12 protein-coding genes are annotated in these 16,514 nt (G+C 36.5%); 10 read left to right on the top strand and 2 right to left on the bottom strand.

The annotated features are described in order from the left end of the window. Nucleotides 1–4 precede the first annotated feature (4 nt). Together V7M80_RS10030 and V7M80_RS10025 are read right to left on the bottom strand one after the other, a co-directional pair. The gene (locus tag V7M80_RS10030; RefSeq protein WP_333695822.1) at nt 5–1,030 is read right to left on the bottom strand and encodes a chorismate-binding protein; all 1,026 of its coding nucleotides are present in this window, start codon (nt 1,028–1,030) and stop codon (nt 5–7) included. Between the two features lie 4 nt (nt 1,031–1,034). Beyond that, a complete protein-coding gene (locus V7M80_RS10025) occupies nt 1,035–1,460 on the bottom strand; it encodes a PaaI family thioesterase (RefSeq protein WP_333695821.1) in 426 nt (141 codons plus the stop codon). A 135-nt stretch (nt 1,461–1,595) separates the two neighbouring features. On the opposite strand from V7M80_RS10025, the gene V7M80_RS10020 reads away from it, so the two are divergent. From V7M80_RS10020 to V7M80_RS09975, 10 genes are all read left to right on the top strand, one after another. Then, nucleotides 1,596–3,155, top strand: coding sequence for a hypothetical protein (locus tag V7M80_RS10020; protein ID WP_333695820.1), 1,560 nt, complete (start codon nt 1,596–1,598; stop codon nt 3,153–3,155). A gap of 46 nt (nt 3,156–3,201) precedes the next feature. Continuing rightward, nucleotides 3,202–3,843: a DUF1579 domain-containing protein gene (locus tag V7M80_RS10015; RefSeq protein ID WP_333695818.1), complete on the top strand. Its 642-nt coding sequence runs from the start codon at nt 3,202–3,204 to the stop codon at nt 3,841–3,843. Between the two features lie 135 nt (nt 3,844–3,978). Next, entirely contained in the window at nt 3,979–7,638 is a 3,660-nt protein-coding gene (gene purL, locus V7M80_RS10010; protein WP_333695816.1) for a phosphoribosylformylglycinamidine synthase, read from the top strand. Between the two features lie 122 nt (nt 7,639–7,760). Beyond that, nucleotides 7,761–9,539 carry an AMP-dependent synthetase/ligase gene (locus tag V7M80_RS10005; protein ID WP_333695815.1) on the top strand — a complete coding sequence of 593 codons (1,779 nt, stop codon included), beginning with the start codon at nt 7,761–7,763 and terminating at the stop codon, nt 9,537–9,539. Between the two features lie 153 nt (nt 9,540–9,692). Further along, nucleotides 9,693–10,124 (top strand): MarR family winged helix-turn-helix transcriptional regulator, encoded by a 432-nt coding sequence (locus V7M80_RS10000; RefSeq protein WP_333695814.1) that lies wholly within the window; start codon nt 9,693–9,695, stop codon nt 10,122–10,124. Nucleotides 10,125–10,243: 119 nt separating this feature from the next. Beyond that, on the top strand, nt 10,244–12,634 hold the full coding sequence (locus V7M80_RS09995; protein WP_333695812.1) for a 3-hydroxyacyl-CoA dehydrogenase/enoyl-CoA hydratase family protein: 2,391 nt from the start codon (nt 10,244–10,246) through the stop codon (nt 12,632–12,634). Nucleotides 12,635–12,681: 47 nt separating this feature from the next. Further along, nucleotides 12,682–13,038, top strand: a complete 357-nt coding sequence (locus V7M80_RS09990; RefSeq protein ID WP_333695811.1) for a four helix bundle protein — start codon at nt 12,682–12,684, stop codon at nt 13,036–13,038. 54 nt (nt 13,039–13,092) lie between these two features. After that, entirely contained in the window at nt 13,093–14,274 is a 1,182-nt protein-coding gene (locus V7M80_RS09985; RefSeq protein WP_333695809.1) for an acetyl-CoA C-acyltransferase, read from the top strand. 32 nt (nt 14,275–14,306) lie between these two features. Further along, the gene (locus V7M80_RS09980) at nt 14,307–14,660 is read left to right on the top strand and encodes a four helix bundle protein (protein ID WP_333695808.1); all 354 of its coding nucleotides are present in this window, start codon (nt 14,307–14,309) and stop codon (nt 14,658–14,660) included. 43 nt (nt 14,661–14,703) lie between these two features. After that, the gene (locus V7M80_RS09975) at nt 14,704–16,494 is read left to right on the top strand and encodes an acyl-CoA dehydrogenase family protein (RefSeq protein ID WP_333695806.1); all 1,791 of its coding nucleotides are present in this window, start codon (nt 14,704–14,706) and stop codon (nt 16,492–16,494) included. Nucleotides 16,495–16,514: the final 20 nt, after the last annotated feature.

The following is a 16,514-nucleotide window of genomic DNA, read 5'->3' as shown; positions in this document are numbered from 1 at the left end:
CAATTTAAAGGATTTGTATCATCGTTTGCGATTTGTGTTCTGTTTCGTAAAATTCGGCTTCCGGATTACTTTCTCCGGTAATTCCGCAACCTACATAAATATTTACATTTTGACCTTCAAAACTTAAACATCGTAAATTAACAAAAAAATTCATTTCGTCCCTTTTCTCATTTTTTATACCTAAAAAACCCGTATAAAAACTCCTATCGTAGGATTCATTTTTCATAATAAATTCTACGGCTCTATCTTTAGGTAATCCACAAACCGCCGGAGTTGGGTGCAACGATTGCACTAAATCAAAACCAGATTTCTCAGACGTCAAAGTACCCGAAATGTTTGTTTTCAAATGAACCAAATCTCCAGCTTCAGAAGTGTAAGGTAAACTTACATCTAATTCCGATGAAAATTCTGCTACGGTTTGAACTATATAATCGGTAACCATTTTTTGTTCATGCATTTCTTTTGAGGTCCATTCCTTAAACAAACTGCCTTTGTAAGTACCGGCCAATGCAACTGTTTCAAAAGTTTTTCCTTTTATTTGAACCAATTGTTCCGGGGTTGCTCCCATCCAGCCTCCAACTTCAGGATGATAGAATAGGTACCTAAAAGCAGTATGATAACGTTGAATCAAATTTTCAAAAGCGGTAATACAATCCTCATTAAATACTGATTTGATAACTCTTGAAACAACTACCTTTTCAAGGTTGCCACTATGAATTTCATGAACTGCTCGTTCAACTAACCTTTGGAATACACCTGCTTCTGAATCTGATTTTTGTTTTGGATTAACTATGGGTTGCAGATGTTTTTTTGAATAACGTAGTTCATTAAAAACTGCATCTTCAAACGGAATGACTACAGATTCTGTACCTAAGAAAGAAGTAAATACAAATCCATCTTGACCCTTAAAATGATGCAATTTTGAACTTTTTTGCTCACCCAATGTCAAAACATCCGAATTAGGAAGAACATAAGCTACAAAAGGTTTTTTTTGTACCAAACATGTTCTAAGCTGATCAAATAGCGTCATTCACTTAGTTTTTTTTGGGTAAAATCATATTGGTTAACTTACATAAAGAAATTAACTTACCGTTTTCATCCGTTATTTTAATTTCCCATAGATGTAAACTTCTCCCTTGATGTAAGATTCTGGCTGTTGCAAAAACTTCCCCTTCACGTTTACTTCGCAAGTGATTGGCAGAGATTTCAATTCCGCGTGCTTCCTGCTTTTCATGATTTATAAACAATAGAGATGCAGCACTTCCAACACTTTCTGCCAAAGCTACAGTAGCCCCACCGTGAAGCAAACCCAAAGGTTGATGAACTCGAGAAGAAACCGGCATTTTGGCTGTCAAAAAACCTTCACCAACGTCAATATATTTAATTTGCAAAGTTTCCATTAATGTATTTTTAGACCACTCATTACAAAGTTTGAGCATTTTTTCTTTATCAAAATTCATATTGCCTATTTTTTTACAAAAATACGTAACATTATCAATATACACATGGAATGTAAACTAAAATGGAAAGTTCATCGTTATCTGATTTGTTTTGTCGTTTCAAATATTTAGTTAATTTTACAAAAAAAGTACTCCATGCGTCAATTCCTACTAGTGATCATTAGTTTTGTTTCAATTTTTTTAACTTCATGTAGAAACGATTTTGAATTTGAAAATCAAACAGTTGGTTTAGAGTTCTCAAAAGATACGGTTTATCTGGATACGGTTTTCACTAACATTGGCTCAAGTACATATACGTTAAAAGTTTACAATCGCTCAAATAAAAACATTAAAATCCCACAAATAAGATTAGCTCGAGGACTTGAGTCGAAATACAGAATGACGGTTGACGGTATGGTGGGCAATAACCGTATTTTTGAAAATGTAGAAATGCTGGCTAAAGACAGTATGTATATTTTTATTGAAGTTACAGCAGATGTTGCCGCTGCTAATCCATCCGATTTTTTATATACCGATCAAATTCTCTTTGGCCAAGGCAATCTGGAACAAAAAGTGGAATTGGTTACCTTAATTCAAGATGCCTATTTTCTTTACCCCCAGCGTTTTGACGATGGAACCACAGAAACTTTACCTATTGGAGAAGAAGAAATTTTTGGATTTTACTTAGACGAAAACGATCCAACCAACGGAAACGAACTGATTTGGAATGCTTCAAAACCTTACGTGATTTATGGGTATGCTGCTGTGCCTCCCAATAAAACTTTAACTGTAAATGCGGGAGCACGGATTCATTTTCATGCTGAATCCGGATTACTTGTTGCCAACAATGCCAGCATAAAAGTTAATGGTATGCCATCAACAAATCCAAATGACCCTTTTGAAAATAATGTGATTTTTCAAGGCGACCGATTGGAACCCTTTTACAAAAATATACCGGGTCAATGGGGTACTATTTGGCTAACACAGGGAAGCAAAGAAAATGAATTTACAAATTGCATTATCAAAAATGGCATTGTAGGATTGCTGGTAACCGGAAATACCGGGTTGAATAATTCCACCCCAGATGTTACCCTTAGAAATGTTCAAATTTATGATCATTCCAATGTAGGGCTTCTGGCTCGAACCGGAGTTATAAAAGGTGAAAATGTTGTTATTAACACCGCTGGTCAAGCTGCATTGGCTTGCTCGTATGGAGGTAAATACAATTTCAATCATTCAACATTCAACAACAATTGGCCGAGTTCCAGACAATTTTCAGTTCTTTTGAATAATTACATCGTAAATGCAGTACCTGAAGAACAACCAATGGTAGAAGCTACATTTACAAATTGCATAATTTATGGCTCCAATCAAATCCAAATGTTTATTGATAAAAGAGGTAATGGACAGTTCAATTATAAATTTGATCATTGTTTGATTAAATTCAATAACATAAACAATATTTACACAAACAATCCCTTGTATGATTTTACTAATGAATCATTTTACACCAATTGTTTGATTGCAACCAATAGCCTTGTAAACAATCCTAAATTTTTAAACGCAAACCAAAACCAATTAATTATTGGTGATGATTCGGCTGCAAAAGGAAGAGCTAATGCAATCTTTTCTACATTTCCTGATATTTTAAATAATCCTAGAAATCCCCCACTTGATCTGGGTGCATATAATTCTACCCTTTTTGAAGAAGATTAAACATTATTTTATAATTTTACTGTACTAACCCATAAATCAGTATTTTATGAAATTAAAATTTGTAACACTTATTGCGATTATTTCACTTATTTCTTGCGGAAAAAAAGAAGAAACTAATAGTGATAATGCAACTGTAAAAGACTCAACAATTGTTGAAGAAACAACGGTAACAATTCCTGACTCAGCCACTATTGCAAAAGCTTGGAATGATTTTATGACACCCGGAGAGCCACATAAAATGTTGGCATTAGAAAATGGAACCTGGCACGAAGAAATGACCCTGTGGATGGAACCCGGTGCTGAACCCATGAAAAATACAATGACAGCTGTTTCAAAAATGATTCTCGGAGACCGTTATCAAGAAACCATCCACAAAGGAGAATTTATGGGAATTCCATTTGAAGGTAAAAGCACGTTGGCTTATAACAATGCTTCACAAGAATATACTTCCACTTGGATAGATAATATGAGTACAGGAATTATGATAATGTCCGGAAAATATGACGAAGCTACTAAAACCCTTAATTTCTCAGGAACAACAGTTGATCCGGTTACTAAGAAGGAAAAAGCAGTTCGGGAAATCTACACAATTGTAGATGAAAACACCCGAAAAATGGAAATGTTTGATGTGGATTACAGCGGAAAAGAATACAAAAGCATGGAAATCATAATGACCCGAAAAAAATAAATTCACTTTTAATTCTATAAAAAGGCTGTTTTTTAAAAACGGTCTTTTTTGTTTACAACTTCGTGAATAAATATACTTTGAAACTACCTTTTTTCAACGTAAATTTGCACCAACAACAACACAAATATTTTTTATATGATTCATTTCTTCGGAAACGAAAGTGCTACTGTTTTTGCCGTTCAATCGCAAAACGAACTTTCAGCTCAGGATATCACAAAATTAAACTGGTTATTTGGCAATACAAATAAAATAGAAAAATCCGTTGTTACGGATTTTTTTGTTGGACCTCGTGCCGCTATGATAACCCCTTGGAGTACCAATGCCGTGGAAATCACTCAAAATATGGGAATTCATGGCATCATTCGCATAGAAGAATTTCATAAAGTTGAAAGCAATCACTCCGATTTTGATCCGATGTTATTTCAAAAATATTCCGAATTGCATCAAGACATTTTCACCATCAACATTCAGCCCGAATCTATCAAAGAAATTGAAGATATTGCAGCTTACAACAAACAAGAAGGGTTAGCTTTAAGTGATGAGGAAGTCAATTATTTGAATACACTTGCCATCAAATTGAAACGCAATTTAACAGATTCTGAAGTTTTTGGTTTCTCACAAGTGAATTCAGAACATTGCCGTCACAAAATATTCAATGGAACTTTTGTGATTGATGGTGAAGAAAAACCGTCCTCCCTATTCAAATTAATCAAAAAAACATCTGCCGAAAATCCGAACGATATTGTTTCGGCCTACAAAGATAATGTCGCCTTTATAAAAGGGCCTAAAGTGGAACAATTTGCTCCCAAAAGTGCCGATAAACCTGATTTTTATCAAACCAAAGAATTTGATTCGGTTATTTCCTTAAAAGCTGAAACGCATAATTTCCCAACAACAGTAGAACCTTTCAACGGTGCAGCAACCGGTTCGGGTGGAGAAATCAGAGACCGACTTGCGGGTGGACAAGGTTCGCTTCCGTTAGCCGGAACTGCGGTTTACATGACTTCATATTCTCGTTTGGAAGAAACTCGTCCTTGGGAAAATGCCATGGAAGAACGTAAATGGCTGTATCAAACTCCAATGGATATTTTAATCAAAGCTTCCAACGGTGCTTCAGATTTTGGTAATAAATTCGGGCAACCGTTAATTACAGGTTCGGTTTTAACATTTGAACACGAAGAAGATGCTCGAAAATTAGGTTTCGATAAAGTAATCATGTTGGCAGGTGGAATTGGCTACGGAAAAGCCAATCAAGCCCAAAAACACGAACCAAAAACCGGAGATCAAATTGTGATTTTAGGGGGTGAAAATTACCGAATCGGAATGGGCGGAGCGGCTGTTTCCTCAGCCGATACCGGTGCTTTTGGATCTGGAATCGAATTAAATGCTATTCAACGCTCCAATCCTGAAATGCAAAAAAGAGCCGCCAATGCCATTCGTGGTTTGGTGGAAAGTGATGAAAATCCAATTGTTTCCATTCACGATCACGGTGCGGGTGGACACTTAAACTGTTTATCTGAATTAGTAGAAGCGACTGGTGGATTAATCGATTTGGATAAATTGCCTGTAGGCGACCCTACTCTATCTGCCAAAGAAATTATTGGTAACGAAAGTCAGGAACGAATGGGATTGGTGATTGGTCAAAAAGACATTGAAACCTTGCAACGCATTGCCGAAAGAGAACGTTCTCCTATGTATCAGGTGGGAGAAGTTACGGGCGATCATCGTTTTACATTCGAATCAAAAACGACCGGAGCCAAACCAATGGATTTTGAATTGGCCGATATGTTCGGAAGTTCTCCAAAAATGATTATGAAAGATGTTTCAGTAGAACGCAATTTTACCGAAATCAATTATAAAGAAGACGACTTTGAAACCTATTTAGAACAAGTTTTGCAGTTAGAAGCTGTGGCTTGTAAAGATTGGTTAACCAATAAAGTCGATCGTTGTGTTGGTGGAAAAGTAGCCAAACAACAATGTGCCGGACCCATTCAACTACCGTTGAATAATGTGGGTGTAATGGCATTGGATTATAAAGGAAAAGAAGGGATTGCTACTTCCATTGGCCACTCGCCTATTTCGGCGTTAATCGACCCAAAAGCCGGAAGTCGAAATGCGATTGGTGAAGCCTTATCCAACATTGTTTTTGCTCCGCTCAAAGAGGGTTTAAAAAGTGTTTCGCTTTCTGCCAACTGGATGTGGGCTTGTAAAAATGAAGGTGAAGATGCTCGTTTATACAAAGCCGTTGAAGCGTGTTCACAATTTGCAATCGAATTAGGAATCAACATTCCAACCGGAAAAGATTCCCTTTCCATGAAGCAAAAATATGCCAATACCGAAGTTATTGCTCCGGGAACCGTAATTATTTCCGCTGCCGGAAATTGTAATGAAATTACAAAAGTGGTTGAACCCGTTTTTCAAAAAAATGCGGGTTCGATTTACTATATCAATTTGTCGCAAGATGATTTCAAATTGGGTGGTTCTTCTTTTGCACAAATCAGAAATGCGATTGGAAAAGAAACACCAACGATCAAAAATGCAGCTTTCTTTAAAAAAGCATTCAATGTGATTCAGGAATTAATCAAAAACGATGAAATTGCTGCCGGTCACGATATTGGAAGTGGTGGATTGATTACGACTTTATTAGAAATGTGTTTTGCGGATAATCATTTGGGAGCGAAACTCGATTTTTCATCATTTGAAGAAAAAGATGTATTGAAAATTTTATTCGCAGAAAACATCGGAATTGTGCTTCAAGCAAATGATGATAACGTTTTTGAATCATTCTTGAAGGAAGAAAATATCACATTCTACAAATTAGGAAAAGTAACCGATTCGAATAGTTTAGCGATAGGAAATTATTCGTTAGACATTGAAAAATACAGAGATACTTGGTTTAAAACGTCTTATTTATTAGATCAAAAACAAACCAAAAACGGTAAAGCGGCAGCTCGCTTTGTGAATTACAAAAATCAACCGTTACAGTATCAATTTCCATATCATTTTAAGGGTATAAAACCGGAGATTGATGCGTCAAAACCAAGACCAAAAGCAGCCATAATTCGTGAAAAAGGTAGTAATTCGGAACGCGAAATGGCAAACGCCATGTATTTAGCCGGATTTGATGTGAAAGATGTGCACATGACCGATTTGATTTCGGGTCGTGAAAACTTAGAAGACATTCAGTTTATTGGTGCGGTGGGTGGTTTTTCCAATTCAGATGTATTGGGTTCTGCCAAAGGTTGGGCAGGAGCTTTTTTATACAACGAAAAAGCAAAAACAGCATTGGATAATTTCTTCAAAAGAGAAGATACTTTATCGGTTGGAATTTGCAATGGGTGTCAATTGTTTATGGAATTAGAAGTCATCAATCCGGAACATGAAATTCACGGAAAAATGCACCACAACGACAGTCATAAACACGAAAGCGGATTTACTTCTGTCAAAATCCAAGAAAATAATTCGGTGATGCTTTCCACATTGGCAGGTTCAACTTTAGGCGTTTGGATTTCGCATGGCGAAGGAAAATTCAAGTTGCCCTATGAAGAAAGTCAGTATCATATAGTAGCCAAATACGGTTACGAAAATTATCCGGCCAATCCGAATGGTTCCGATTTCAATACAGCCATGATGTGTGATAAAACGGGACGTCATTTGGTGATGATGCCTCATATTGAACGTTCCACTTTCCCATGGAATTGGGCTCATTACCCCAAAGACCGAAACGATGAAGTGTCACCGTGGTTAGAAGCATTTGTGAATGCTAGAAAATGGATTGAAAAAATCAACAATTAACATCTTAGTAAAAAGATTATTATATAAAAATCAAGGAGTTGACAAATTTCAACTCCTTTTTTTAATAAATTGGTTTGAAAATCATTGTTTTTTCTCTAATTTGCATAAAATTCTATAAAAAGATGATTTCAATAACCCGCCTTTTTGATTTTCCCTATTATCAACTGGAAAAAAACAACATTCCGGACTGTTTAGTCACCAAATACAATGGTGAATGGGTAAAAACTTCAACACAAGAATACATCGATAAATCGAATGCAATTTCTAGAGCTTTTATTCGATTAGGAGTTCAAAAAAATGATAAAATAGCTTTAATATCTTCAACTAATCGAACGGAATGGAATATTTTTGACATTGGTTCGTTGCAGGTAGGAGCTCAAACGGTACCTATTTATCCAACTATCGCCTCAGAAGATTACGAATATATTTTAAATCATTCTGAATCGAGTTATTGCATTGTTTCAGATCAAGTGGTATACGACAAATTAATGGCTATTAAAGCCAATGTTCCTTCTTTAAAAGAAGTGTACTCTTTTGATGAGATTTCGGGTTGCAAAAATTGGAAGGAACTGCTTGAACTAGGTTCAGACGCTTCCAATCAAGATGTGGTGGAAGACCGTAAAAACAATGTAAAACCAGAAGAACTAGCAACTATTATTTATACTTCGGGAACAACCGGAAGACCCAAAGGTGTAATGCTTTCTCATCACAATATTGTTTCCAATGTTTTAGATAGTGCTCCTCGAATTCCTTTTAAAGAAGGCACAAGTACCGCCCTAAGTTTTTTGCCTATTTGCCATATTTTTGAAAGAGTAATTTTGTACATCTATCAATATTATTCTGTATCCGTATATTTTGCAGAAAGTATCGAAAAATTGACCGATAATTTAAAAGAAGTTCATCCTAATGTGATGACGGTTGTACCTCGATTATTGGAAAAAGTATATGACAAAATTTATGGGAAAGGAGCCGAATTGACCGGTATCAAAAAAATGCTTTTTTTCTGGGCAATTAACCTTGGTTTACGCTACAAACCCTACGGCCAAAACGGTTGGTGGTATGAAAAACAATTGAGTGTAGCCCGAAAATTAATTTTCAGCAAATGGAAAGAAGCACTTGGTGGAAAATTAGATGTTATGGTCTCAGGAAGTGCCGCTCTACAGCCTCGATTAGCCCGCGTTTTTGCTGCTGCAGGAATTCCCGTGATGGAAGGTTATGGTTTGACCGAAACTTCTCCGGTTATATCTGTAAATGATATGAGAAATGGACTTTTTAGAATTGGTACCGTTGGAAAACTTATCAAAGGTGTTGAAGTAAAAATTGCCGAAGACGGAGAAATTCTTTGTAAAGGTCCAAATGTAATGATGGGTTATTATAAAGACGAAAAACTTACCAGTGAAGTTATTAAAGACGATTACTTTCACACGGGAGATATTGGCGAATTTGACAAAGATGGCTTTTTACGCATAACAGATCGTAAAAAAGAAATGTTTAAAACCTCCGGCGGAAAATATATTGCTCCACAATTAATTGAAAACAGACTAAAACAATCATTCTTTATCGAACAAGTTATGGTTATAGGCGACGGCGAAAAAATGCCTGCAGCTTTGATACAACCCAATTTTGATTTTGTGAGAGAATGGGCCAAAAGACATCAAATTAATTTATCTGAATCTAATGAAGACTTAGTCAACAACCTCAAAGTAATAGAAAGATTCCAAGAGGAAGTGAATGAAGCTAATGAAAAATTCGGAAATTGGGAAAAAATCAAACGATTTGAATTAACTCCGGATGTTTGGTCTATTGATGGAGGGCACCTCACTCCTACCATGAAATTGAAACGAAAAATTGTAAAAGAAAAATACCAACATCTTTACGATAAAATATACAGTCAATCCTAATAACAAAACTCTCCAAATGGAGAGTTTTTTTTATTAAAATTGAATCATTTTAGCATTTTACAATTGTATTATTCAAAATTAAAATGTTAAAATTAAAAAATACTATGCGTGCATAATAAAATTTTATTAACTTTGAAAACGTTTGCGTAAAATATGAAAGATAAAACCATAGACTATATTCTTCGGGCAACTTGGCAATCAGTAGCCAGAATGTATAACGAAGAAGCTTCAAAATATGATGGCTCAATGGCTATAGGATTTGCATTACTAAGTATTGATAAAGAAGAAGGTACTCCATCCACCTATATAAGTAATAGAATGGGAATGGAGGCAACGAGTCTCACGCGAACATTAAAAACATTAGAGGAAAAAGGATTAATCATTCGGAAAAAAAATCCTGACGACGGTCGTGGAGTTCTTATTTATCTAACCGAATTAGGTAAAGAAAAAAGAGAGTTGTCAAGAAATACCGTCCTAAAATTCAACGAGGTGATTCGAGAAAATATTTCAGATGAACAATTAAAGAATTTTATCGAAGTAGCCGAAGTTATTACAGAGTTGATTAATGAGAAGAAGATTTTTTAATAGAGAATAAAATAAAGAAATTAGCCTTCATCGTTTAGATTTCTTCAATTTAATAAATCTGTGTTCTTAAAAATAAAACAAAAACCAGCGGAATTCTAATTCGCAATAAGAAATAAAAAATGAAAAGAACAATTAAAAAAGTGGCGGTCATCGGTTCCGGAATCATGGGCTCCGGTATTGCGTGTCATTTTGCCAACATTGGCGTAGAAGTACTTTTGTTAGACATCATTCCAAATGCTTTGACTGAAGCGGAAGAGAAAAAAGGACTCACTTTAGAAAGTAAAGTAGTTCGCAACCGTATCGTAAATGACAGTTTAACGAATGCATTAAAGTCCAACCCCTCGCCTATTTACAGTCAAAAATTCGCCAACCGAATCACCACCGGTAATACTACGGATGATATGTCGAAAATTGCCAATGTAGATTGGATTATTGAAGTGGTGGTAGAACGTTTAGATATCAAAAAACTCGTTTTCGAACAAATCGATAAATACAGAAAACCAGGAACATTGGTTACTTCCAATACATCTGGAATTCCGATTCAATTTATGAGCGAAGGTCGTTCCGATGATTTCCAACAGCATTTCTGCGGAACGCATTTCTTCAACCCAGCTCGTTATTTAAAATTATTTGAAATCATTCCGGGACCAAAAACAAGTCAATCCGTTTTAGATTTCTTAACCCATTACGGTTCACAATTTTTAGGAAAAACGTCGGTCGTTGCCAAAGATACTCCGGCCTTCATTGGTAACCGAATTGGTATTTTCGGTATCATGAGTTTGTTTCACCAAGTGAAAGAAATGGGCTTAACCATTGAAGAAGTGGATAAATTAACCGGTCCTGTAATTGGTCGTCCAAAATCGGCAACCTTTAGAACGGTTGATGTGGTTGGTTTGGATACCTTAGTTCACGTAGCAAACGGAATTTACCAAAACTGTCCAAATGACGAAGCTCATAATTTATTCAAATTCCCTGCTTTCATTGACAAAATGATGGAGAACAAATGGTTGGGAAGCAAAACCAAACAAGGATTTTATAAAAAAGTAGATAAGGATATTTTGTCGTTGGATTTGGATACGATGGAATACCGTCCGAATAAAAAGGCCTCCTTTGCCACTTTAGAACTTACCAAAACCATTGACAAACCAATTGATCGTTTCCGTGTTTTGGTAAAAGGAAAAGACAAAGCCGGTGATTTTTACAGAAAGAATTTTGCCGCGATGTTTGCTTATTGTTCCAATAGAATTCCTGAAATATCAGATGAATTATATAAAATTGATGACGCCATGAAAGCCGGTTTCGGTTGGGAAAATGGTCCGTTTGAAATTTGGGATAGCATTGGTGTCGCCAAAGGAATTGAAATGATGCGTGCAGAAGGATATGAACCGGCCACTTGGGTCACTGAAATGGTAAAATCTGAAAATGCTTCTTTCTACACCGTAAAAAATGGAGCCACTTATTTTTATAACATTCCATCAAAATCACAAGAAAAAATTCCGGGTCAAGATGCGTTTATCATCTTAGATAATATCAGAGAAAGCCAAAAAGTATGGGCTAATTCCGATGCTACGATTCATCATTTAGGTGACGGAATATTGAATTTAGAATTCCATTCCAAAATGAATACGATTGGCGGTGGCGTTTTACAAGGTATCAACAAGGCCATTGATTTAGCCGAAAAAGAATACAATGGTTTGGTTATCGGTAACCAAGGAGCAAATTTCTCTGTGGGAGCCAACATCGGAATGATTTTCATGATGGCTGTTGAACAAGAATACGACGAATTGAACATGGCCATCAAAATGTTTCAAGACACGATGATGCGTTGCCGCTACTCCTCTATTCCGGTTGTCGTTGCTCCACATGGCATGACCTTGGGTGGTGGTTGCGAAATGACGATGCATGCTGACCGCGTGGTAGCTGCCGCAGAAACTTACATTGGTCTAGTTGAATTTGGAGTTGGTGTAATTCCAGGTGGTGGTGGTTCTAAAGAAATGACCTTGCGTGCCGCTGATTTATTCCGTAAAAACGATGTAGAATTAAATGTGTTGCAAGAATATTTCCTTACCATCGGAATGGCAAAAGTAGCGACTTCCGCTTATGAAGCTTTTGATTTAGGTATTCTCCAAAAAGGAAAAGATATTGTGGTGGTGAACCGCGACAGACAAATTGCAGTAGCCAAACAAATTGCGTTGCAAATGGCAGAACAAGGTTACACCCAACCGATTCAACGCAAAGACATTAAAGTATTAGGAAAACAAGCGTTGGGAATGTTCTTAGTGGGAACCGACCAAATGCAAGCCGGAAAATACATTTCGGAACACGACAGAAAAATTGCCAACAAATTAGCGTATGTCATGGCTGGTGGTGATTTATCAGAACCTACATTGGTAAGTGAACAGTACTTATTGGATATTGAAAGAGAAGCATTTTTATCGCTTTGTACTGAGAGAAAAACGTTGGAGCGTATTCAATTTATGTTGACAAAAGGGAAACCGTTGAGAAATTAGTATTAAGACGGAAGTATTAAGTATTAAGACAGAAAAAGACTATATATATGCACAATTTTGAAAAACTTAAAATATGGCAAAAAGCAATGGATATTGCTGTTGAAGTTTATGAGATTTCTTTATTACTTCCAAATGATGAAAAATTTAACTTACTATATCAAATTAAAAAATGTGCAGTTTCTATACCATCAAACATTGCAGAAGGCTCAGGAAGAAATCACAATAAAGAATTTATTCAATTTTTAGGAATAGCAAATGGATCAACTTTTGAATTAATTACACAATTAATATTAGCCAAGAGACTAAAACTCATAAATGAAGAAATAGTTCAACCCATCATTAACCAGTTAGTTGAAGTTTCAAATATGAACTTTTCCTTTCAAAAAACATTACAAACAACATAATTAATTAGGAGTTAAAGTCTTAATACTTAATACTCCCATCTTAATACCAAAAACATGAAAACAGCATATATAGTATCAGGATTTCGTACCGCAGTTGGTAAAGCACCAAAAGGAGTTTTTCGTTTCAAACGTCCTGACGAATTAGCCGCAGAGACTATCGAATACATGATGGCTCAATTTCCCGATTTCGACAAAAAACGCATCGACGACGTAATGGTCGGAAATGCAATGCCCGAAGCCGAACAAGGTCTAAACGTAGGGCGTTTAATTTCATTAATGGGATTAAAAGTCACTGATGTTCCGGGTGTAACCGTGAATCGTTATTGTGCTTCCGGCTTAGAAACGATTGGAATGGCAACGGCAAAAATTCAATCCGGAATGGCGGATTGTATCATTGCGGGAGGAGCCGAAAGCATGAGTTTTATTCCAATGGGTGGCTACAAACCAACACCGGATTATTCAGTTGCCGCATCCGGTAACGAAGATTACTACTGGGGAATGGGTTTAACTGCGGAAGCGGTGGCAAAACAATTCAACGTGTCACGTGAAGACCAAGATGAATTTGCTTATCATTCCCACCAAAAAGCTTTAAAAGCTCAGGCAGAAGGAAAATTTGACAAACAAATCGTTCCGATTACCGTTGAACAGACATTTTTAAATGAAAACGGAAAAAAAGAAACCAAATCCTATACCGTTACCAAAGACGAAGGACCACGTGCGGACACCAATAAAGAAGCATTAAGCAAATTAAAACCTGTATTTGCTGCCGATGGTTCAGTTACAGCTGGAAATTCATCGCAAATGAGTGATGGTGCGGCTTTCGTATTAATCATGAGTGAAGAATTAGTCAACGAATTAGGCATCAAACCTATCGCCCGTTTAGTCAATTTCGCATCCGCCGGAGTGGAACCCAGAATCATGGGAATTGGTCCGGTAAAAGCCATTCCGAAAGCCTTAAAACAAGCCGGTTTAACTTTGAATGATATTGATTTAATTGAATTGAATGAAGCTTTTGCATCACAATCCTTAGCTGTAGTTCGAGAATTAGGGTTAAATCCTGACATTGTAAACGTGAATGGTGGAGCCATTGCATTGGGTCATCCACTAGGTTGTACAGGAGCAAAACTATCGGTTCAATTGTTTGATGAAATGCGTTTGCGTGGCAGTAAATACGGAATTGTGAGTATGTGTGTGGGAACTGGTCAAGGTTCGGCTGGGGTGTTTGAATTGCTTTAGAAGAAAGAAGCAAGAAACAAGAGAAAAGACTTATGAAGCATAACTTTAAAAATCTCAAAATTTGGTTAATAGCAATGGAAATAGCTGCAGATATTCACAAAATTTCTTTAGAATTTCCAAAATCTGAAATTTATGGTTTGGTAAGTCAAATGAATAGAGCTGCAGTTTCAATGCCATCAAATATTGCCGAAGGTTCAAATAGAGGAAACATACATTTCAAACATTTTTTAAATATCAGTCTGGGCTCTTCTTTCGAATTACAAACACAATTATTAATAGCAAATCAAAATAAATATATAACTAATGAAAAAACGATTGAAATAGAAAATAAGATTATTGAGTTCCAAAAAATGACCACTGGTTTTATCAGTAAGTTAGACTCTTAATCTTTCTTCTTGCTTCTTTCTTCTTTTCTCTAAAAAAATAAATATGAACGACATAACAAGAGGAGGACAATTCCTAGTAAAAGAAACCAAATGTGAAAATGTATTCACACCCGAAGATTTCTCAGAAGAGCAAATCATGATGCGTGATTCGGTAAAAGAATTTGTAGACAAAGAAATTTGGGCCAACAAAGACCGATTTGAAAAGAAAGATTATGCCTTTACAGAAGAAATGATGCGTAAAGCCGGAGAAATGGGCTTTTTAAGCGTTGCTGTTCCAGAAGCGTATGGCGGAATGGGAATGGGATTTGTTGATACCTGCTTAGTATGTGATTACATTTCAGGGGCAACCGGTTCGTTTTCTACTGCTTTTGGAGCTCACACCGGAATTGGAACTATGCCGATTACTCTTTATGGAACCGAAGAACAAAAGAAAAAATACGTCCCAAAATTAGCCTCAGGTGAATGGTTTGGAGCGTATTGCTTGACTGAACCCGGAGCAGGTTCTGATGCAAATTCCGGAAAAACAAAAGCTGTTTTATCCGAAGACGGAACACATTACAAAATCACCGGACAAAAAATGTGGATTTCTAATGCCGGATTTTGTTCGTTATTCATCGTTTTTGCTCGCATTGAAGATGATAAAAACATCACCGGATTTATTGTAGAAAATGATCCATCCAACGGAATCACGATGAACGAAGAAGAACACAAATTAGGTATTCGTGCTTCTTCGACTCGTCAAGTGTTCTTTTCAGAAACCAAAGTTCCGGTTGAAAATATGTTAGCAGCTCGTGGTGAAGGATTCAAAATTGCGATGAATGCCTTGAATGTAGGTCGAATAAAATTGGCAGCCGCTTGTTTAGATGCACAACGCCGTGTGACTTCTAATGCAATCAATTATGCCAATGAAAGAATTCAGTTCAATACACCAATTTCACAATTTGGAGCTATTCGTTATAAATTAGCAGAAATGGCAACTTCGGCTTATGCCGGTGAAAGTGCCACCTATCGTGCAGCAAAAGACATCGAAAACCGAATTAAAATCCGTGAAGCAGAAGGTGCCACACATCAGGAAGCGGAATTAAAAGGTGTAGAAGAATTTGCTATCGAATGTTCTATTTTGAAAGTAGCTGTATCGGAAGATGTTCAAAATTGTGCCGATGAAGGCATTCAAATTTATGGCGGAATGGGATTCTCCGAAGACACTCCGATGGAAAGTGCTTGGAGAGATGCCCGTATTGCCAGAATTTATGAAGGTACTAACGAAATTAATCGTATGCTTTCGGTGGGAATGTTAATCAAAAAAGCCATGAAAGGTCATGTGGATTTATTAGGTCCAGCCATGAAAGTGCAAGAAGAATTAATGGGTATTCCATCGTTTGAAACACCTGATTATTCGGAGTTATTTTCGGAAGAAAAAGAAATGGTGGCCAAATTGAAAAAAGCTTTCTTAATGGTTGCAGGTGCTGCTGTCCAAAAATACGGAATGGATTTAGATGGGCACCAACAATTATTGATGGCTGCAGCCGATATGTTGATAGAAATTTACATGGCAGAAAGTACCGTTTTGCGTACCGAAAAATTAGCCAAAAAAGTAGGCGAAGAAAAAGCCAAAGAACAAATTGCGATGGCCAAATTGTATTTATACAAAGCGGTTGACGTTGTATCTCAAAAAGGAAAAGAAAGCATCATTTCATTTGCCGAAGGCGATGAGCAACGTATGATGTTGATGGGATTACGTCGCTTCACCAAATATACCAACATGCCAAATATTGTTGGCTTAAGAGAAACCATTACGGCCAAATTAGTAGCTGAAAACAGTTACTGCTTTTAATCTTGTAGTTTAGTTTAATT

Origin of the sequence: Flavobacterium sp., assembly GCF_036759525.1 — a bacterium.
Lineage (GTDB): Bacteria > Bacteroidota > Bacteroidia > Flavobacteriales > Flavobacteriaceae > Flavobacterium.
Note: the sequence above shows the minus strand (reverse complement) of the source record. Positions and strands in the feature narration are given on the sequence as shown.

Coding starts and splice junctions, on each gene's coding strand:
- V7M80_RS10030 (WP_333695822.1), bottom strand. CDS start 1,030: ATGACGCTATTTGATCAGCTTAGAACATGTTTGGTACAAAAAAAACCT.
- V7M80_RS10025 (WP_333695821.1), bottom strand. CDS start 1,460: ATGAATTTTGATAAAGAAAAAATGCTCAAACTTTGTAATGAGTGGTCT.
- V7M80_RS10020 (WP_333695820.1), top strand. CDS start 1,596: ATGCGTCAATTCCTACTAGTGATCATTAGTTTTGTTTCAATTTTTTTA.
- V7M80_RS10015 (WP_333695818.1), top strand. CDS start 3,202: ATGAAATTAAAATTTGTAACACTTATTGCGATTATTTCACTTATTTCT.
- purL (WP_333695816.1), top strand. CDS start 3,979: ATGATTCATTTCTTCGGAAACGAAAGTGCTACTGTTTTTGCCGTTCAA.
- V7M80_RS10005 (WP_333695815.1), top strand. CDS start 7,761: ATGATTTCAATAACCCGCCTTTTTGATTTTCCCTATTATCAACTGGAA.
- V7M80_RS10000 (WP_333695814.1), top strand. CDS start 9,693: ATGAAAGATAAAACCATAGACTATATTCTTCGGGCAACTTGGCAATCA.
- V7M80_RS09995 (WP_333695812.1), top strand. CDS start 10,244: ATGAAAAGAACAATTAAAAAAGTGGCGGTCATCGGTTCCGGAATCATG.
- V7M80_RS09990 (WP_333695811.1), top strand. CDS start 12,682: ATGCACAATTTTGAAAAACTTAAAATATGGCAAAAAGCAATGGATATT.
- V7M80_RS09985 (WP_333695809.1), top strand. CDS start 13,093: ATGAAAACAGCATATATAGTATCAGGATTTCGTACCGCAGTTGGTAAA.
- V7M80_RS09980 (WP_333695808.1), top strand. CDS start 14,307: ATGAAGCATAACTTTAAAAATCTCAAAATTTGGTTAATAGCAATGGAA.
- V7M80_RS09975 (WP_333695806.1), top strand. CDS start 14,704: ATGAACGACATAACAAGAGGAGGACAATTCCTAGTAAAAGAAACCAAA.